At 73.0% G+C, this 18,270-nt stretch carries 18 protein-coding genes; 5 read left to right on the top strand and 13 right to left on the bottom strand.

Annotated elements, in window-relative coordinates; translation table 11 throughout:
- The first annotated feature begins 46 nt into the window (after positions 1-46).
- On the top strand, positions 47-2,041 hold the full coding sequence (locus tag VFZ92_RS12255; RefSeq protein WP_330875993.1) for a protein meaA: 1,995 nt from the start codon (positions 47-49) through the stop codon (positions 2,039-2,041).
- Here the strand turns inward: VFZ92_RS12255 and VFZ92_RS12250 are convergent.
- Positions 2,038-2,565: a cysteine hydrolase family protein gene (locus tag VFZ92_RS12250; protein WP_330875992.1), complete on the bottom strand. Its 528-nt coding sequence runs from the start codon at positions 2,563-2,565 to the stop codon at positions 2,038-2,040. The two genes, VFZ92_RS12255 and VFZ92_RS12250, sit on opposite strands and share 4 nt — an antisense overlap.
- Positions 2,566-2,637: 72 nt before the next feature.
- Here VFZ92_RS12250 and VFZ92_RS12245 point away from each other — a divergent pair, with 72 nt between their 5' ends.
- From VFZ92_RS12245 to VFZ92_RS12230, 4 genes are all read left to right on the top strand, one after another.
- On the top strand, positions 2,638-3,582 hold the full coding sequence (locus tag VFZ92_RS12245) for a GlxA family transcriptional regulator (protein ID WP_330875991.1): 945 nt from the start codon (positions 2,638-2,640) through the stop codon (positions 3,580-3,582).
- 22 nt (positions 3,583-3,604) lie between these two features.
- The gene (locus tag VFZ92_RS12240) at positions 3,605-4,378 is read left to right on the top strand and encodes an enoyl-CoA hydratase-related protein (protein ID WP_330875990.1); all 774 of its coding nucleotides are present in this window, start codon (positions 3,605-3,607) and stop codon (positions 4,376-4,378) included.
- A 38-nt stretch (positions 4,379-4,416) separates the two neighbouring features.
- Positions 4,417-4,902 carry a MarR family winged helix-turn-helix transcriptional regulator gene (locus VFZ92_RS12235; RefSeq protein WP_330875989.1) on the top strand — a complete coding sequence of 162 codons (486 nt, stop codon included), beginning with the start codon at positions 4,417-4,419 and terminating at the stop codon, positions 4,900-4,902.
- A 150-nt stretch (positions 4,903-5,052) separates the two neighbouring features.
- Positions 5,053-6,285 (top strand): MFS transporter, encoded by a 1,233-nt coding sequence (locus VFZ92_RS12230; RefSeq protein WP_330875988.1) that lies wholly within the window; start codon positions 5,053-5,055, stop codon positions 6,283-6,285.
- On the opposite strand, the gene VFZ92_RS12225 is transcribed toward VFZ92_RS12230, so the two are convergent.
- The 12 genes from VFZ92_RS12225 to VFZ92_RS12170 are packed head-to-tail and all read right to left on the bottom strand — an operon-like array spanning position 6,270 to position 18,126.
- The gene (locus VFZ92_RS12225; protein ID WP_330875987.1) at positions 6,270-7,652 is read right to left on the bottom strand and encodes an adenylosuccinate lyase family protein; all 1,383 of its coding nucleotides are present in this window, start codon (positions 7,650-7,652) and stop codon (positions 6,270-6,272) included. The two genes, VFZ92_RS12230 and VFZ92_RS12225, sit on opposite strands and share 16 nt — an antisense overlap.
- Entirely contained in the window at positions 7,649-9,556 is a 1,908-nt protein-coding gene (locus VFZ92_RS12220) for an FAD/NAD(P)-binding protein (RefSeq protein WP_330875986.1), read from the bottom strand. Before VFZ92_RS12220 ends, VFZ92_RS12225 begins: the two co-directional genes overlap by 4 nt.
- Positions 9,511-10,416 carry an NAD(P)-dependent oxidoreductase gene (locus VFZ92_RS12215; RefSeq protein ID WP_330875985.1) on the bottom strand — a complete coding sequence of 302 codons (906 nt, stop codon included), beginning with the start codon at positions 10,414-10,416 and terminating at the stop codon, positions 9,511-9,513. Before VFZ92_RS12215 ends, VFZ92_RS12220 begins: the two co-directional genes overlap by 46 nt.
- 3 nt (positions 10,417-10,419) lie before the next feature.
- Positions 10,420-10,941: a hypothetical protein gene (locus VFZ92_RS12210; protein ID WP_330875984.1), complete on the bottom strand. Its 522-nt coding sequence runs from the start codon at positions 10,939-10,941 to the stop codon at positions 10,420-10,422.
- The gene (locus VFZ92_RS12205) at positions 10,938-12,605 is read right to left on the bottom strand and encodes a class I adenylate-forming enzyme family protein (protein ID WP_330875983.1); all 1,668 of its coding nucleotides are present in this window, start codon (positions 12,603-12,605) and stop codon (positions 10,938-10,940) included. The genes VFZ92_RS12210 and VFZ92_RS12205 overlap by 4 nt, the downstream gene beginning before the upstream one ends.
- Entirely contained in the window at positions 12,602-13,147 is a 546-nt protein-coding gene (locus VFZ92_RS12200; RefSeq protein ID WP_330875982.1) for a beta-ketoacyl synthase N-terminal-like domain-containing protein, read from the bottom strand. The genes VFZ92_RS12205 and VFZ92_RS12200 overlap by 4 nt, the downstream gene beginning before the upstream one ends.
- The gene (locus VFZ92_RS12195; protein WP_330875981.1) at positions 13,144-14,286 is read right to left on the bottom strand and encodes a beta-ketoacyl-[acyl-carrier-protein] synthase family protein; all 1,143 of its coding nucleotides are present in this window, start codon (positions 14,284-14,286) and stop codon (positions 13,144-13,146) included. The genes VFZ92_RS12200 and VFZ92_RS12195 overlap by 4 nt, the downstream gene beginning before the upstream one ends.
- The gene (locus VFZ92_RS12190; protein ID WP_330875980.1) at positions 14,279-14,545 is read right to left on the bottom strand and encodes a hypothetical protein; all 267 of its coding nucleotides are present in this window, start codon (positions 14,543-14,545) and stop codon (positions 14,279-14,281) included. The genes VFZ92_RS12195 and VFZ92_RS12190 overlap by 8 nt, the downstream gene beginning before the upstream one ends.
- Positions 14,542-14,811 (bottom strand): acyl carrier protein, encoded by a 270-nt coding sequence (locus VFZ92_RS12185; RefSeq protein WP_330875979.1) that lies wholly within the window; start codon positions 14,809-14,811, stop codon positions 14,542-14,544. The genes VFZ92_RS12190 and VFZ92_RS12185 overlap by 4 nt, the downstream gene beginning before the upstream one ends.
- Before the next feature lie 26 nt (positions 14,812-14,837).
- Positions 14,838-16,226 carry a class I adenylate-forming enzyme family protein gene (locus VFZ92_RS12180; protein WP_330875978.1) on the bottom strand — a complete coding sequence of 463 codons (1,389 nt, stop codon included), beginning with the start codon at positions 16,224-16,226 and terminating at the stop codon, positions 14,838-14,840.
- A complete protein-coding gene (locus tag VFZ92_RS12175) occupies positions 16,226-17,320 on the bottom strand; it encodes a 3-dehydroquinate synthase II (protein WP_330875977.1) in 1,095 nt (364 codons plus the stop codon). Before VFZ92_RS12175 ends, VFZ92_RS12180 begins: the two co-directional genes overlap by 1 nt.
- Positions 17,317-18,126 carry a 2-amino-3,7-dideoxy-D-threo-hept-6-ulosonate synthase gene (locus tag VFZ92_RS12170; RefSeq protein ID WP_330875976.1) on the bottom strand — a complete coding sequence of 270 codons (810 nt, stop codon included), beginning with the start codon at positions 18,124-18,126 and terminating at the stop codon, positions 17,317-17,319. Before VFZ92_RS12170 ends, VFZ92_RS12175 begins: the two co-directional genes overlap by 4 nt.
- Positions 18,127-18,270 lie beyond the last annotated feature (144 nt).

Below are 18,270 nucleotides of genomic sequence, written 5' to 3'. Positions count from 1 at the left end.
GTACGCTACGGGCAACAACGTCGTCACCGGCCTCCGGGAGGTTGTCTTGCCGTACCCGGCCGACCGGGAGCGGGACCGCCCGTGGGTCATGAGGACCTACGCGGGCCACTCGTCCGCTTCCGCGTCCAACGAGCTGTACCGCCGGAACCTCGCCAAGGGCCAGACGGGTCTGTCGGTGGCGTTCGACCTGCCGACGCAGACCGGCTACGACCCCGACGACGAACTCGCCAAGGGCGAGGTGGGCAAGGTCGGCGTGCCGATCAGCCACATCGGCGACATGCGACGGCTGTTCGACGGGATCCCTTTCGACGGCGCCAACACGTCGATGACGATCAACGCGACGGCGATGTGGCTGCTGGCGCTCTACGTCAGCGTGGCCGAGGAGCACGGCGCGGACCCGAACCAGCTCGCCGGGACCACGCAGAACGACATCATCAAGGAGTACCTGTCCCGCGGGACCTACGTGTTCCCGCCCGGCCCCAGCCTGAGGCTGATCACGGACATGGTCGCGTGGACCGTGTCGAACGTGCCCAGGTGGAACCCGATCAACATCTGCAGCTACCACCTCCAGGAAGTGGGCGCGACGCCCGCGCAGGAGGTCGCGTACGCGATGTCGACGGCCATCGCCGTGCTGGACTCCGTGCGCGACTCGGGCCAGGTGCCGCCGGAGCGGTTCGGCGACGTGGTCGCGCGCATGTCGTTCTTCGTGAACGCGGGTGTGCGGTTCATCGAAGAGATGTGCAAGATGCGGGCGTTCACGCAGCTCTGGGACGACATCACCCGCGAGCGCTACGGCATCGCGGACCCGAAGCAGCGGCGGTTCCGCTACGGCGTGCAGGTCAACTCGCTCGGGCTGACGGAGGCGCAGCCGGAGAACAACGTCCAGCGGATCGTGCTGGAGATGCTGGCCGTGTCGCTGTCCCGCGACGCCCGCGCCCGCGCGATCCAGCTGCCGGCGTGGAACGAGGCACTGGGCCTGCCGCGCCCGTGGGACCAGCAGTGGGCGCTGCGGATGCAGCAGGTGCTCGCCTACGAGACGGACCTGTTGGAGTACCAGGACATCTTCGAGGGCTCGAAGGTGATCGAGGCCAAGGTCGCGGAGATCGTCGCCGGGGCGCGCGAGGAGATCGACCGCGTGCAGGCGATGGGCGGCGCGGTCGCGGCCGTCGAGAGCGGGTACATGAAGTCCGCGCTCGTCAGCTCGCTCGCCGACCGCCGCCGCCGGGTCGAGTCCGGTGAGGACGTCGTGGTGGGCGTGAACAGGTTCGCCACCAGCGAGCCGTCACCGTTGCAGGCCGAGGGCGCGAAGGCGATCGAGACGATCGACCCGATCGTCGAACTCCAAGCCGTTGAGGCGATCCGCGAGTGGCGGGCCCGCCGCGACGAGTCCCTCGTGGACTCGACGTTGACGGCGCTGCGCGCGGCGGCGAAGACCGACGCGAACCTGGTCGAGGCGACCATCGCGTGCGCCAAGGCCGGTGTCACGACCGGCGAGTGGTCGCAGGCGCTGCGCGAGACGTTCGGCGAGTACCGCGCTCCGACGGGGGTTTCGGCCGCGTCGGCGTCCGGCGAGGCGGGCACGGAGATCGCGCGGGTGCGCGACCGCGTCCGCGCCACCGGCGAGGAGATCGGCGAGCGGCTGCGCATCCTGGTCGGCAAGCCGGGACTGGACGGTCACTCCAACGGCGCCGAGCAGGTCGCCGTCCGGGCCCGCGACGTCGGGTTCGAGGTGGTGTACCAGGGGATCAGGCTCACGCCCGCGCAGATCACCTCCGCCGCCGTGCAGGAGGACGTGCACGTCGTCGGCCTGTCCATCCTGTCCGGTTCGCACCTGGAGGTCGTGCCCGCCGTGGTCGACGGCCTCCGCGAGGCAGGCGCGGGTGACATCCCGGTCATCGTCGGCGGGATCATCCCGCCCGACGACGCCGAGAAGCTCAAGGAACGCGGCGTGGCCAGGGTGTTCACGCCGAAGGACTACGAACTGACTCAGATCATGGACGAGATCGTCACGGTGGTCCGCGAGTTCCGCGGTCTCGCCTAGAGGCCGTCCAGCACCTCCTTCGTGCTGGTGATCTCCGCGAAGCCGCCGCCACGCAGGTTCGCCACCGTGGCGGCGGTCAACTGGTCGGCGCTGAGGTCCTCCAGGTCGAACGTGAACGTGGCGTCGACCGGGACGACCACGCGGTAGCCGAGGTTGCCGCCGACGCGGGCGGTCGTCTCGACGCACGTGTTGGTCTGGACGCCCGCCAGCACGACGTCGGTGGTGCCGCGTTTCGTCAGCCACGCGTGCAGGTCTGCCTCGCCGTGGAACGCGGAGTTGACGGTCTTCGCGAACACCAGGTCCGGTCGCAGCCCGTCGAGTTCGGGCTTGAAGGCGTTGCCGGTGGTGCCGGGGGCCAGCGGTGAACCCGGCTTCACGGAGTCGTGCCGGACGAGGACGAGCGGGCCGCGCCACGCGCGGGCCAGCGCGGCGATGTTGGCCTCGGCGTCCGGGTTGTTGCGCCTGCCCCAGAAGGCCGGGTCGTCGAAGCCGCGCTGCACGTCGATCAGGATCAGAGCTGTCACGGGTCCCACTGTCGGCGGTCGGGGCGGGCTCGGGGGAGTGGCAGGAGGTGCGCGTTGCGGTACTTTCCTGCCATGCGCACCATCGGGGTCCTGTTGCTGCCGGACAGCCGGATCTTCGACGTGTCGGTGGTGAGCGAGGTCTGGGGGATCGACCGCACCGATTCCGGGGTCCCGCCGTTCGAGGTGCGGCTCTGCTCGGAGGGCCGCGTGGTCACGCCGCTCGCGCCGATCGGGTCGCTGGAGGCCACGCACGGGTTCGACGGGCTGGTGGACTGCGACCTCGTGGTCGTGCCGGGCCGAGGTGACCCGTTCGCCGCCGTTCCGCCCGCGGCGGTGGAGGCGCTGCGGGCCGCCACGGGGGCGGTGGCCGGGTTGTGCTCCGGGGCGTTCGTGGTGGCGGCGGCGGGCCTGCTGGACGGTCGTTCGGCCACCACGCACTGGCGGGTGCTGGACGAGCTGGCCGCCGCGGCGCCGGGGGCGCGGGTGCGGCGGGACGTCCTGTTCACCTCAGACGGCCCCGTCCACACCTCCGCCGGGGTGCTGGGCGGTGTCGACCTGTGCCTGCACCTGGTGCGCCGGGACCACGGCGCCGAGGTCGCCGCCGCCGTCGCCCGGCGGATGGTCGTGCCCCCGGTGCGGGAGGGGGACCAGCGGCAGTACGCGGAGACGCCGGTGCCGAGGCGGGTGGCCAAGGCGGGCCTGGCGGCCACGGTGGACTGGGCGGTGGGTCGGCTCGGTGAGCCCCTCTCCGTGGCGGACCTGGCCCGGCACTCCGGCTTGAGCGAGCGGACGTTCCACCGGGTGTTCGTCGACGCCACCGGCAGCACGCCGGGGCGGTGGCTCCTGGTGCGGCGGGTGCGGTTGGCGCAGCGGCTGCTGGAGACGACCGACCTGCCGGTGCACCGCGTGGCCGAGCGCTCGGGGCTGGGGACGTCCGCCAACCTGCGGAGGCGGTTGCGCGCGGAACTCGGGGTGGGGCCGGACGCCTACCGGCGCACGTTCCGGGTCGCGGGGTAGGCGGTCGCGCTAACGTCGCGTCATGGCCGACTACCAGCACGTGCTCGTGACCCACGCCGATGACGTCGTGCGCATCACCATGAACCGTCCGGCTCGGCGCAACTCGCTGTCGTTCGAACACCTGACGGAGCTGCTGGGGGCGTTCCACGAGGCCGCGGCCAGCGGGGCCGCGGGGATCGTGCTCGGCGGGGCCGGGCCGGTGTTCTCGGCGGGGCACGACTTCGGCGACGTCGCGGCGCGGGACCTGGACGGGGTTCGGGAGCTGCTGACGCTGTGCACGGACCTGATGCGGACGATCGAGTCGGTGCCGCAGGTGGTGGTCGCTCGGGTGCACGGCCTCGCCACGGCCGCCGGGTGCCAGCTGGTGGCGTCGTGCGACCTGGCCGTGGCGGCCGAGGGGGCCGGGTTCGCGCTGCCCGGCGGGAAGGCGGGCTGGTTCTGCCACACGCCCGCCGTGCCGGTGGCTCGGGCGATCGGGCGGAAGCGGCTGATGGAGATGGCGCTGACCGGGGACGTGGTCGACGCCCGGACCGCCGAGCGGTGGGGGCTGGTGAACCAGGTCGTGCCCGGCGAGGAGCTGGATCCGGCGGTGGACGCGCTGCTGGCCCGTGCCACCCGTGGGTCGCGGGCCAGCAAGGCGGTGGGCAAGCAGACGCTGTACGCGCAGCTGGACCGGCCCGAGGCGGACGCCTACGCCATCGCGGTGGAGGTCATGGCCGCTGCCGCGCAGACGCCGTCGGCGGTGGAGGGGCGGGCCGCGTTCCTGGAGAAGCGGGCGCCGGTGTGGACCGATTGATGTAACAGTGCTTGTATAAGTGCTGTTACAGTTGTCCGGTGAACGATCCCACCGAGGTGAGCCACTGGGGTCCGCTGCGGCACCTCCTGGCCGCGATGGACGACGACATCGAGCGGCTGTACCGCGAGGCCGCGATCGAGGGCCTCAAGCCGAACTGGGTCATGGAGCTGATCCGCCTGCGCCTGCGCGGGCCGATGACGATCACCGAGCTGGCCGAGGTGGTCGGGCGGACGCACTCGGCCATGAGCCAGAAGGTGGCCGCGATGCGGGCCGCCGGGTTCGTGGCGACCGCGGCCGGGGCGGACGCGCGGAGCAAGAAGGTGGTGCTGACCGCTCGTGCCGAGGCGGTCGTCGGGCGGTTGGCGGCCGAGTGGCGGGCCACCGAGGCGGTGATCGCGGAGATCGAGGAGGAGATCCCCTACCCGCTGGTGCGGGTGGTTCGGGACGTCGAGGAAGTGTTGGGGCGCAAGAGCTTCCACGACCGGATCGCGGAGAAGCTGGCCGCTGATCCGGAGTGGGGCTGAGGTCGGCGGCCCGGTCGACCGGGGTGTGAAGGCCGTGGCCCACCGGGTGTGCCGGGCCGCGGTTCGTTGATCTGGTCAGGACGCCGGTGGGACCACCGGCGTCTTCGTGCTGCGCGAAATCCGTTGTGACGTGCTGGGGAGGTGGGTGGTGTGGTGCTCGGGCGGGTGCTGCTGGACGTCGCGCCCTTGAGGGTCGCGGTGTTCCGGCGGTTGTTCGTGGGGCGGGTGTTCTCCGGCTTCGGCAGCCAGATGACGTTGGTGGCCGTGCTGTTCCAGGTGTGGTCGATGACCGGCAGCACGGTGTGGACCGGGGCCGTCGGGCTGGCGATGGCGTTGCCGCTCGTGCTGTTCGGGCTGTTCGCCGGGTCGTTGGTGGACCGGGTCGACCGGCGGGGGTTCTACCTGGTCACGCTGGTCGGTCAGGCGGGCTGCGGTGTCCTGCTGGCCGTGCAGGGGTTCGTCGGTGGCCTGCCGGTGGGGTGGGTGCTGGTGCTGGTCGCCCTCCAGGGGTGCTTCTCGGCGGGCGGCGGGCCCGCGTCCCGGACGTTCATCCCGCGGTTGTTGCCCAGGGAGCACATCGCCGCGGGGTTGGCGTTGGAGCGGATCGGGTTCCAGGGGGCGATGCTGGTCGGGCCCGCGCTCGGTGGGGTGCTGGTGGGGTGGATCGGGGTCGGCGGGTGCTACCTGGTGGACGTGGTGACGTTCGGGGTGGCGTTCTACGGGGCCTTCGGCCTGCCGGTGATGCTGCCCGAGGGTGAGCCGTCGCGGCCGGGGGTGCGCGGTGTGGTGGACGGGTTGGCGTTCCTGGTGCGCGAGCCCGTGGTGCGCGGGGCGTTGCTGACCGACCTGGCCGCGATGGTGCTGTCCATGCCGATCAGCCTCTTCCCGCTGGTCAACGCCGAGCGGTTCGGCGGGGACCCCAGGACGTTCGGGTTGTTCCTCACGGCCGTCGCCGTCGGCGGGGTGGTGGCCTCGGTCTTCTCCGGGACGTTCACGCGGCTCGCGCGGCCGGGGGTGGTGATGCTGGTCGGGGCGTTGGGCTGGGGCGCTTCGGTGGCGTTGTTCGGGCTGTCCACCAATCCGTGGGTGGGCCTGGGTTTCCTGGTGCTGGCGGGGGCGGCGGACACCGCCTCCGTGGTGTCGCGCGGGGCGCTGGTGCAGTTGCGCACGCCCGACTCCATGCTGGGGCGGGTGGCCGCCGCCGAGCAGATCGTGGGCCGCGCAGGCCCCGACGTGGGGAACGTGCGGGCCGGACTGGTGGCCGGGGCGACGTCGGGCGCGGTGTCGTTGGTGAGCGGCGGGGTGCTGTGCGTGGTGGCGGTCGCGGTCGTCGGTGCCGTGACGCCGGGGCTGCGGCGGGTGCGGGTTCAGGCGCCGGTGTAGTTGCGGTAGCGGAGCAGGACGCGGTCGACCAGCGGCCCCGCGGCCCCGGTGTAGCGGGCCGGGTCCAGCAGGTCGTCCAGGTCCACGCCCGCCAGCTCCGGGAGGTCGCGCAGCACGGAGCCGAGCGGTGAACCCGTGGCCGCCGCGGTGGCGGACGCCGTGGTGAGCAGGGACTTCGACCGCGCCTTGCCCAGGACGGGGGTGAGGGCCACGGCCAGCCGCTCGGCCACGATGGCGCCGCGGGTGAGGTCGACGTTGGCGCGCATCCGGTCGACGTCGACCTCCAGGCCCTCGGCCAGCTCCACGGCGGTGAACGCCGCGCCGCCGGTCAGCCGCAGGGCTTCGCGGAGGGCCTGCCACTCGGCGTGCCACGCGCCCGCCGGGCGCTCGTCCTCGGCGACCATGCACTGCGCCAGCACCAGCGACAGGGCCGGGACCTGGCGGGCCGCGGACACGATGAGGGTGGCCAGCACGGGGTTGCGCTTCTGCGGCATGGCGGAGGACGCGCCGCGGCCCTCGGCGGCGGGCTCGGCCACCTCGGCGATCTCGGTGCGGGACAGGGTCTGCACGTCCACCGCGAACTTGCCCAGCGCGCCGGTGACGAAGCTGAGCACCGCCCCCAGGTCGGCGATCGGCGTGCGCACGGTGTGCCACGGCAGCACCGGCTCGGCCAGCCCCAGCTCCTCGGCGAACGGCGCGATCAGCTCCACGCCGCCCAGCGGCAGGCCACCCTCCAGTTCGGCGAACTCCCCGTACGCCGCAAGGGTTCCCGCCGCTCCGCCCAGCGACGCCGGGAGGCCCGCCGACGCGACCGAGCGGACCCTGGCGAGGGCGTCGAGCACGAGTTGCAGCCAGCTCGCGGCCTTGAGGCCGAACGTGGTGGGCACGGCGTGCTGGGTCAGCGTCCGACCCGCCACGAGGGTGTCGCGGTGCTCCTCGGCCAACGCCGCCAGCGCGGCGGCCACCCGGCTCAGGTCGCCGTCCACCTGCGCGAGCACGCGGCGGGACACGAGCATCGCCGCCGAGTCCAGCACGTCCTGGCTGGTGGAGCCCCGGTGCACGTGCTCGGCGGCCTCGGGGTCGTTCGCCGCGACCAGCGCGGTGAACGCGGGGACCAGCGCCACCACGGGGTTCGCGGCGGCGCGGGAGGCGTGGGCCAGCGCGACGACGTCGAGCCCGCCCGCCCCGGCCGCCTTGGTGATCACCTCGGCGTGCGCGGCGGGCACCAGTCCCAGCTTCGCCTGGGAGCGGGCCAGCGCCGCCTCCACCTCCAGCATCGCCCGCAGCCACGCCTCGTCGCACGTGGTGGCCTCGACCGGCGTGCCCGACCACGTCGGGGCCAGCAGTCCGGAATCGGTGCGGCTCAAGCGCTCACGCTCCTGCACTGGTGGTGGACGGTCAGCACTGCTCGGGCGATGGCGTCGGCGTCCTCCAGCGTCACGGAGCCGACGCCGGGGCGGATGCCCGCCGCCGTCACCCAGTGCACGCCCTCGGTGGGCACGCCGAACGCGAACCTGGCCGGGTGCGCCGCGCCGTCGCGGTCGACCAGGCGGTACGGCCGCTCGGTCACGGCCAGGCCGCCGCTCTCGTAGCCGCCCACGTGGTAGGGCCGGGACCGGCCGGTGGTCAGCAGGTAGCGCAGCAGCGGGTTGGCGCTGCGCCGCAGGTCGACGTCCGGCAGCCGGGCCTCGATGAGCGCCCGGCAGCGGACGGGCGGGCCGGGGACCGCCTCGGAGTCGACCAGGAACACCCCGTCCGCGGTGGACCGGCGGACGCGGACCCGCGGACCGACGACGTGCAGGACACCCGCTTCGACCAGGGCGATCATCTCCTCGATCCGCCGCACCGGCGGGCCGATCGACGTGAAGGCGTTGAGCGGGTTGTACCAACCCTCCAGCTCGTCGCGGTAGGACTCGCCGCTGATGCCGCTGTGGTCCACCACGAGCCGGATCTCGTTGCGCAGGTCGCGCAGCACGTCCAGCGCCGACTTGAGCGGGCTGGACAGGTTGCCGAGCCTGGCCTCGCGCACGTCGTGGCGGAGGTGGTCGAGCAGCCACCGGCGGAAGTCGGCGCCGTCGGTGAACGCGCGGTCGCCCTGCGGGCGCTCGACCCGGTCCCAGTCCCACCGCTCGGCGACGCCGTACCGCTCCAGCAGGTGGTCGTCGTCCTCGGGAGGGCCTTCGACGAACGCCTGGAGGAAGGCCTCCGCGTCGCCGTGCGCCGACTCGACCAGCAGGCTGTAGTAGACGGCGCGGACCTCGCGGTCCACCAGCGGCCACACCGCGTCGCGGAAGCCGACCGGCTCACCGGACTCGGCGCGCTTCCGCAGCCCCGCGACGACCGTCTCGGTGAGGAAGCGCGGGTGGTGCCTGCCGTGCGCGCCCTTCTGGTTCTCGCCGCGGGCGTGGTACGGCACGCCGCGCCGGGAACCCGCGTGCAGCACCGGTTCCCGGCCGGACGGCAGGTACCGCAGGCCGTCGGGCCCCCGTTCGAACGCACCGCCGCGGCCGACGGTGAGCAGGGCCAGGTAGTCGAAGAAGTTCAGGCCGATGCCGCGGACCGCGACCGCCGTGCCCGGCGCGATCCCGCTCAGGTCCACGTCGGCCGGGTTGGCCGGTTCCACGTGGCGGAGCTTGTGCCGCAGCGCGAACCGGCGGTTCTCGTCGTGCTCGCGGCTGCGGGCCAGCGGGCCGTGGCCGAGCGCCAGCACGACCGCGTCCAGGCCGATCAGCCTGGTGCCGTCGAGCAGCGTCACGGCCTGGTGTCCGTCCTCGGTGTCGTCGACCGCGACCGCCGTGCCCGCGTGCACCACGACGGTGATCGACTCCGGCGCGGTGGCGACCAGCCGCTGGAACACCCAGTCCAGGTAGCGGCCGTAGAACGCCCTGGTCGGGTAGTCGTCCGGGCCGAGCGCGGCGGCCTGGTCGGGGTCGCCGCAGTCGACCAGTCCGTCCACCGCCATCCGCGCCCACTCGTGCAGGCTCGGACCGGGCACCACGGGCCCCTCGCACGGCACGCTGTCGTCGGTGAACAGGCTGATCTGCGACGCGACCGTGTTCATCAGCAGGTGGTCGGGCTGGTGCGTGCGCCACACGCCACCGGGACCGGGCGGGAACGGGTCCACGACGTGCACCTCCACCGCGAGGCCGTCGGTGGCGTTGGCGCAGATCCGCTCCAGCACCGACGTCCCGCGCGGCCCCGCGCCGACCAGGCAGATCCGCAGGCTCATCCGGACGCCAACCCCCGCCGCCACGACACCGTCGGCTTCCACCCCAGCTCCGTGCGGGCCCGGTCGGTCCGCGCGCCGCGCATGGCGGTGAGCTGGTGGTTCGTCACCCAGCCCAGGACCTTCTCGGCGATGTCCGACGGCAGCGCGCGCGGCGGTGGGCCGCCGAGCATCCGCGCGTACTCCGGCAGCCACGTCGAGCCCTCCGCGGGCTCGTCGTCGGCGACGTTGAACACCCCGGTGGCGTCACCGTCCACAGCGGACAGCGCCGCCAGCGCCGCGTCCCGGACGTGCAGGAAGGACGTGACGCCCTCGGCGTTCTCGGGGATCGGCAGCCTGCCCCGGCCGACCCTGGCGCCGAACGGGCCGTCGGGGTCGTACTGGGTCTGCGCGCCGAACAGCGTGCCGTAGCGCAGGACCGTGCCCGCGAGGTCCGGCGTGCCCAGCACGAGCCGCTCCATCTCGGCCACGGCCTGCACGGTCCTCGCCCACGTCGGGTCCGGCGCGTCCAGGTACAGCGGCGCGTCCTCGCCGAGCACCGGGTCGCCGAGCGGGGCCGTGGCGAACGAGATGCCCTGCACCACTAGCTTGCGCGCCCCGGCCTCCCTGGCGGACGTGATCAGGTTGGCGGTGCCCTCGGTGCGCAGCCGCGCGGTGGTCTCCATCGCCTCGGCGTTCATCGGCCGCAGCGCGGTCAGCTGGTGCACCACGACGTCCGGCCGGGCCGTGCGCAGCGCGACGCGCACGGCGACCGGGTCCAGCGCGTCCGCGACGACGACCTCGTCCGCCGCCACGGTCCTCGACCCGTCGCGCACCAGCGCGACCACGTGGTGGCCCCTGTCCCCCAGCAGCGGGAGCAGCGCGCTCCCGATGAGCCCGGTGGCTCCCGCGACGACGACCCGCACGGCTCAGCCCCCTTCCGGCGCGACGCGCATCAGCAGCCTGCACGCCGGGTCGCCGTGCCGCAGGCACCCGGTCGCGCAGTTCTCCACCAGCGTCACGCCCAGTCCGTCGGACCACCCGGCGTGCACCTCGGTGCACGGGCACTCGTAGCCCTCCAGCGATCCCGCCATCCGCACCATGGTGACCGCGAAGTTCTGCCGCATCACCACCTCGACCGCGTCGTCGTCGACCACGGCGCACCGCAGGTCCCGCAGCTCGTACGGGAACGTCCGGTCCGCGCAGGCGTCGTAGCGCAGCCGCAGCTCGTCCAGGTCCCGCGCGGGCTTCCCGCCGAACTGGCGCAGGACCTTGCGGCCGATGCTCATGGCGACGTACCGCAGCGCCTCGGCGTTGACCTCGTTCGCGGCGGCGTGCCCGAACCTCCGCGCCACGCCCTGGTACCAGCGGGCGTCGTGCAGCCACCACGCGCGGTAGACGTCCAGGACGTCCGCGCGGGTCGTGGCGTCGGTCTCCTCGACCGCCGTCATCCCCGTCCCCCGCCCGCGATCTGCTCCTGGAACCGCTCGCGCATGAGCCGCTTGAGCACCTTGCCGGTGGCGCCCTTGATCACGTCGGTCGCGTCCATCCGCAGCGCCCTCGTCACCGGTGGGAGACCCGCGGCCCGCAACGCCCCGTTGACCAGCTCCGTCCACTCCGCCTCGTCGGTCGCGTCGCCGGGGTCGGCGAGTTGCAGCAGCACGTAGGCGTCCGCGACACCGTCGCCGTCCCAGTCGGCCCGCACGCCCTCCGGCGCCACGCCGACGACCGTGCAGTCGGCCAGCGCGGGCAGCTCGGCCAGCAGCAGCTCCTCGGTGCGGGTGCTGAAGACCATGCCCTCCGCAGTCCGGATCGCGTCCGGCGCGCGGTCGAGGTGGTAGAAGTCGCCCTCCTCGTCGCGCACGGACAGGTCGCCGGTCAGCCAGTAGCCGCCGAGCCGCAGGCGGTGGAACGTCAGGGAGTCGTTCCAGTAGCCCGGCGTCAGCGTGGGGGAGCGCACCCCCAGCCTGCCGACCTCGCCCGCGGGCAGCGGCTGCCCGTCCTCGGACAGCACCGCGGCCTCGGCGAAGCTGATCGGCTTGCCGATGCAGCGGCCGTACCGGGAGCTGCCGGGCTTGTGCCCGTTGTGGAAGATCGAGTAGCCGGTCTCCGACGAGCCGAGGCCGTCGGTGAACACCGAGCCGGGGACGCGGACCCGCTGGAAGTCCTCGCCCACCTCCAGGTGGCTGCCCTGCGCGATCAGCGCGCGGACGTGCGCCTCGTGCGCGGCGTCGCCGGTGTTGTACCAGGCCTCGACGCTGTCCAGGTCGCGCGCGGCCAGGTCCTCCGCGGCCATCTCGCCGTACGTCCCGGCGAACGCGAAGATGGTCGTGGGGCGGAACTCCTCGGCCGCGTCGAGCACGTCGGCGCCGCGCTGGCTGGAGAGCAGCATCACCGGTGAGCGCAGCAGGAAGCCGAACATCATCACCGACACCGCCGCGTTGTGCGATCCCGGCAGCGCCACCAGCAGCCTGCCCATCGCGCCGCCGACCGACAGCCTCAACCGGTGCAACTGGGCGTACAGCAGGGTTTCGTGGGTGTGCGGCACGGCCTTCGGCATCCCCGTCGTGCCCGACGAGTGCGAGATGATGATCGGGTCGGTCGAGTGGTGCCGGTACGGGTAGCCCTCCGGCAGCGGGCCCGCGGGGCCGATGTCCGCGGCGGTGACCAGGAACCCGAGGTCGAGGTCGCCGTCGGCGAGCGTCGCCCGGTGCTCGGTGTCGGCCACCGCGCCGACCGCGCCCTGGCGGCGGACGTACTCGCGGGCGATCTCCGGGCGCAGGTTGCCGTTGACGAACGACGGGATGGCGCCCAGCGAGGTCAGCGCGAGGAAGTTGACCGCGAACTCGGTGCTCGACCGCGTCTGGATCGCGACCGGGTCGCGGGGGCGCACGCCCCGCGCGTGGAACCAGGACGCGTAGACCTCGACGGCGGCGTGCAGGTCGCCGAGCGTCAGCACGGTCGGGTGGCTCCCGTCGGGTGCCCGCCAGGTGCCGTCGGTCCACAGGACCTGCTCGTCCATCGGACGGCCGTAGGCCTTCATCCGGTGGATCACGTTGCCCGCGCCCAGCGTCGCGTCCGACAGGACCTGAGCGCGTTCCGCCTTGCTGATCATGGTGTCGGCCTTCCAGCCAGTCGTCGGAGGTCGTACCCGGCGGTGTCACCGGGCGGGGTGTCGCGGTCGACCAGCAGCGCGACCGCGAAGTCCTCGGCGGGGACGTCCAGGCCCAGTTCCAGGGAGGCCGCGGCGGTGCGGTCGTTCCCGGTCAGCTCGACGCCGACGACGAGCACCCGGTCCAGCTCCTCGTCGTCCAGCAGGAGGGCCGCGGTGTCGAGCAGCGCGGAGCCGAGGTCGGTCAGCGCGGACAGCGCGACCAGCGGCCCGGTGATGCCGAACTCCTTGCTCAGGTAGCCGAGGACGGCATTAGCGGTGGCCTGCATGAACAGCAGCGGGTTGCTCACCTGGCCGCCGATCAGCAGCGTGCTCGCCAGGTCGGTCGTGGTGGAGTCGCCGATCGTGCTGCCCAGCACGATCGCCGTCCGCGTGCCGTCGCCCGGCCGGTCGGTCAGGCACCGGCTCGCCACCTCGTGCACGAGCGGGTTGAACGCGGACTCGATGAACCCCGACACCGGGGATCCGCTGGTGGCTGTCGTCACGGGCGCTCCAGCACGAGTGCGGTGTTGGCCCCGCCGAACGCCGCGTTGACGCTCATCGCGCGCCGGACGTCGGCGTCGCGGGGGGTGTTGGGCACGTAGTCGAGGTCGCAGGACGGGTCGGCCCCGGTGAAGTTCGCGGTCGGCGGCAGCACGCCGTCGGTGAGCGCCAGCAGCGTGATCACGAACTCCACGATCCCGGCGGCCTCCAGCAGGTGCCCGGTCGTGCTCTTGGTCGAGCTGACGGGCACCTGGTCGGCCCGCGCGCCGAACACCTCGTGCAGACCGCGGGTCTCGGCCGGGTCGTTGAACTTGGTGGCGGTGCCGTGCGCGTTCACGTAGTCGACCCGCAGTCCGTCCGGGTCGCCCGAGCGGCGCAGAGCCCGCTGAGCGGCCGCCGCGAGCCCCGCGCCACCGGGGTGCGGCCTGGAGACGTGGAAGGCGTCCGACGCGGCGCCCCACCCGACCACCGTGGCCAGTGGCCGCGCGCCCCGGCGTCGAGCCGACGTCGCCGACTCCAGGACCACGGCCGCCGCGCCGTCGCCGAGCAGCAGCCCGCTGCGGTCCGCGCTGAACGGCCGGACCACGCCGTCGCGCGAGAGGGCCCGCCCGGAGTCGAACTTCGCGAAGACCTCCTCCTCGACGAGGTAGGCCCCCGCGCAGACGGCCGAGTCCAGCCTGCCGGACGCGATCAGCCCGCACGCGTGGATGACCGCCGACGCCGAGGCGACGCAGGCGTTGGTGAACGCCAGCCGCTGCCCCGCCGCCCCGATCCGCGCCGCCAGCAGGTCCACCAGGTGCGCGGGAACGGTGTCGGCCACGTCGACGCCCGCCTCACCGCGCCAGAACCGGGTCAGCACGGCGAAGTCGCCCGACGTCCCGACCAGCACGGCCGTGTCGTCGCGGGCGGTGAACCCGGCCATCTCCACGGCCTCGTCCACGCAGTCGCCGAGCGCGTCCCGCTGCGAGTCCGGCTCGTCGGTCCCGGTGGTGGCGGCGAACGGCGTCCGGTACGGGCCGGTGTCGAACCGCGTGGTGGGCGCGAACGACGGCACACCGCCGAAGACACCGCGCCGGAGCGCGTCGGCGCCCCGGCCGAACGCCGTCCGCACGCCGTACCCGGTCACCACCACCTCAGCCATCGCGCGACTCGCCCGCCCGCACCCGGTTGAGGTAGTCGGTGATGCCGCGCAGCGAGCCGAACTCCGTGAGGTGCTCGTCCTCCGGCTCGATCACCAGGTCGTACCTCGTGCCGAGCTGGTGCAGGAACCACACCAGCCCCAGCGAGTCCAGCGCCAGCTCGGCGTCCTCGTCGAGGTCGGCGGGCAGCTCCGGGAAGATCTTGGGATCGGACAGCAGCTCCCTCACCACCGCCGTCGTGATCTCCACCCGTGTGGTCATGCCGTGGCGCCCCGCTCCACGATGTCGGCGGCCAGCTCGCCCAGCGTCATCGCGCCGAGCGGCTCGATGTCGGTCTCCGGGAACTGCACGTTGAACCGCCGTTCCAGCCGCATGGTCAGCTCGATCAGGCTCAGGGAGTCCAGGTCGATCCCGCCGCTGCCCAGCGGGCTCGCGAGGTCGACCTCGTCGGGGGCGATCGGGTGGTTCATGTCCTTGACCACCGTGGTGACGATGAAGTCGCGGATCTCGTTCTCGAGCGTCGGCATCGGCCAACCCCTTCTGTGTTGGGAGTTCAGGACGGTTCGGGCACGGCGCCGCGCAGGGTCTGCGTGCGGCGGATCAACTTCCCGTTCGGCGTGCGCGGCAGCGCGGGCAGGACCCGGACCAGCTTCGGCACCTTGTAGGCGGCCAGCCGCTCGCGGCACCAGCCCACGAGCTCCCCGGCGCCGGGGCCGTCCTCGTCGACGGACACGTAGGCCTCGATGGACCCGGCGTGGACCACGACCACGTCGGTGACGCGGGGGTGTTGGCGCAGCACGGACTCGACCTCCAGGAGGTCGACCTTGAGCCCGCCGATCACCACCAGCGAGTCGCTGCGGCCGTGCAGCCGGACGGCGCCCCCGGCGTCCTGCGACGCCCGGTCGTGCGTGCGGAGCCAGCCGTCCGCGTACCTGTCCACATCGGAGCCCCGGAGGTACGGGGAGCCCTCCGGCAGCTCGACCTCCAGTTCGCCCTGCTCGACCCGCAGCACGACGCCGGGCGCAGCCCTGCCCACCGAGGGCCGCAGGTCGCCGCTGACGTCCATCGCGATCACGCCGGTCTCGGTCGTGCCGTAGGACTCGCCGAGACCTACGCCGAACCGCTCCCGGAACGCCTCCGCGACCCCGGTCGGCATCAGCTCGCCGCCCGACACCGCCGCCCGCAGGGACGGCAGCACCGGAACGGTCTTCGCCGTGGTCAGCAGTTCGTAGTGGAACGGCGTGCCGAAGATCGCGTGCACGTCGTGGCGCTCGGCCGTGGCCAGCACGTCCTTGGCCGACAGCCGCGGCGTGAACACCGCCGCCGCGCCCGCCGCCAGCGAGTGCAGCAACCCGGCGACCAGGCCGAAGCTGTGCGCGGTGGAGCTGAGCAGCAGCACCCGTTCCCCGGCCTTCGGCATCCCCTCCACGAGGGTGAACCGCTCGACCTCCGCCGCGAGCGAGGCGGGCGTCCTGCCGATCACCTTGGGCAGCCCCGTCGAACCGGAGCTGAACTGGATCAGCCGGTGCTCGGTCGCGGCCTTCTCGCCGTCGCGGTGGTGCTTGGTCACCAGCTCGTAGGTCGGCTGGAACGCCATCGCGAACCGCCCGCCCGCCGTGGCCCGGACGGTGAACTCCGGGCGGCACAGCGTGCGCAGCGCGTCGACCTCGGCGGGCGCGAGCCGGTGGTCGACCAGCATGACCTGCGCGCCCAGCGACCACAGCGCGAACACGACCTCGACCTGGGTGCGGCTCGACGGCACCTGCACGAGCACCGTGGAGCCGTCACCGATGCCGAAACCGCTGAACACCTTGGCCTCCGCGGCGACGGACGTGCGGACCTCCTGCCGGTCCACCACGCGCTCGTCGTGCACGAGGTAGGGCCTCTCACCCGGATGCGCCTCGAACAGCTCGTCGAGGAGGACCCGCATTCCGCCGCCCATCAGCTCTCCTTGCAGAATTCGCCGATCGGGATGCCCACGTGCCGCTGGTCGGTCGCCAGGTAGCCGAGCAGCTCGTCGCCCCGCCGCAGCTCGGTCACGTTGCGGACCTTGCCGCCGGGGCCGAGCAGCCGGACGTGCCAGTCGTCCTGCACGGTCAGGCTGACCACGACGCCGTCGACGGAGTGCGCGGTGATGCTGAGCAGCGGACGCGACTCCAGCTTGGAGCGCCCGACCACGACCCGGCGGGTGCGGCCCTCGGAGTTGACCGCGAGGACCGTGCTGCCGGAGTGCAGCTCGCTCAGGTAGTTCGTCCGGTTCTCCGGGCCGAGCACGTAGGAGTGCAGCGCGCCCGCGTTGACCCGGAACGGCCGGGTCGGCATGTACGGCAGCGGGTGGGTCTCGCTGCACGACAACAGGAAACCGGTCGAGAACGAGCCGACGAGGATGCCCTCGTCCTCCTCGAAGTGCGTGCAGGTGTCGACGCACACCCGGTCGCCGAGGCCGTGGTGCTCGATCCGGTCGACGATCAGCGTCGCCAGCTCCAGCTTCGGGCTCGTCGCCTCCAGCATCCGGCTCAGCGCGAACACCTCGGTCGCGTCCTTCGGCGCCAGCATCACGCCCTCGGAGCCGCGCTCCAGCACGTCGACCACGATCGACGCTTCCTCGATGTCGCCGCAGACCGTGAACAGCTTGCCGGGCGCGCGGTCGGCCGCCGCCAGCACGATCTCCAGGGGGATCTTCGTCGGGTCGGCGAACCGCACCACGCTGTAGGGCAGCGCGACGGCCGCGGCGCAGGCCAGTTGCAGCGTGCGGTCGTCGTGCACGTCCACCCACGCGGCCACGTCCTCGCGGTCGCCGGTGGCCAGCACGAGCGCGTCCAGCTCGGCCTGGTCCGCGACGACGGTGGCGGTGATGCCGGTGAACCCCTCGTCCTCGGCGCCCACCAGCACGCTCGCGATGGTCGGGGGGAGCGTCGCCAGCGCGGCGGGGTCGTCGGAGACGATGCCGTGCAGCCGCGAGTGGATGGCGGCGTCCACGACGCCCTCCACGTGCTGGGGGGCCACGGTCCGGAGGTCGATCCAAGCGAGCGTCATAGAGCACCTGTCGTCATCGAGGGGATTCGGGAGAGGTCTGCCTGGTGCTCCGGGGCGTGCACCACGGCGGCCAGCCTGGCCACCAGCGACGCCGGGTTGGGCGAGGTGAAGACCTTGCGCCCCACGGCGAGGCCCGAGCAGCCCGCCGCCATCAGCTCGGTGGCGTAGGCGACGAGGTCGGAGCCGTCGGTCGGGCCGCCCGCCGCGAGCACCGGGACCGGCGAGTTCGCCACGACCTCCGCCATCCGCCGCACGGGCAGGGTGACCGAGGTCTTCACCAGGTCCGCGCCGAGGTCGGCGGCGATGTTGACCACGTGCGCGAGCAGCGCCGGGTCGTGCGGGTCGACGATCCGCGGGCCGCGCGGGTAGATCATCGCGATCAGCGGCAGCCCCCAGGCCTCGCACGCCGTCGCCACGGCGCCGAGGTCGGCCAGTTGCCGCTCCTCGGTGTCGGAGCCGATGTTCACGTGCACGCTGACCGCGTCGGCGCCCAGGCGCAGGGCGTCCTCGGCGTCGCCGACGAGCACCTTGGCGTTGGTGTCCGCGGCGTGGGCGGTGCCCGCGCTGAGGTGCACCACGAGCGCGCACGCCGCCAGGATCCGCGGTGGCACCAGACGTGCTCGTCCCTTGTGGACGATGATCGCGTCGGCACCGCCCTCCACGAGGTCGCGGAGCAGGTCGTGCCACCGGTCGTGGGGCACGACCGGGCCGTCGGAGACGCTGTGGTCCAACGGGACGAACAGGTGCCTTCCGTCGTTCGCCGAGGACAACCGGCGCATCCGGAATAGCTTCCCGGTATTCGTCATGCCGTCTACACCTCCTTTTCGAAAACTGGGTTCAGCGAAGGAAGTGAATGGAATCGCTTGGTCGCCAAGGCTAGCGACGGCCGTTGAGGCCGGACAAATAACTCTTGCCGATAACTCGGCAGTTATGGCGGTTCACCCGAATCG

Source organism: Umezawaea sp., assembly GCF_036375055.1.
Classification (GTDB): Bacteria; Actinomycetota; Actinomycetes; order Mycobacteriales; family Pseudonocardiaceae; genus Umezawaea.
The sequence above is the reverse complement of the archived record's forward strand: the minus strand, read 5'-3'. Positions and strand labels throughout refer to the sequence as shown.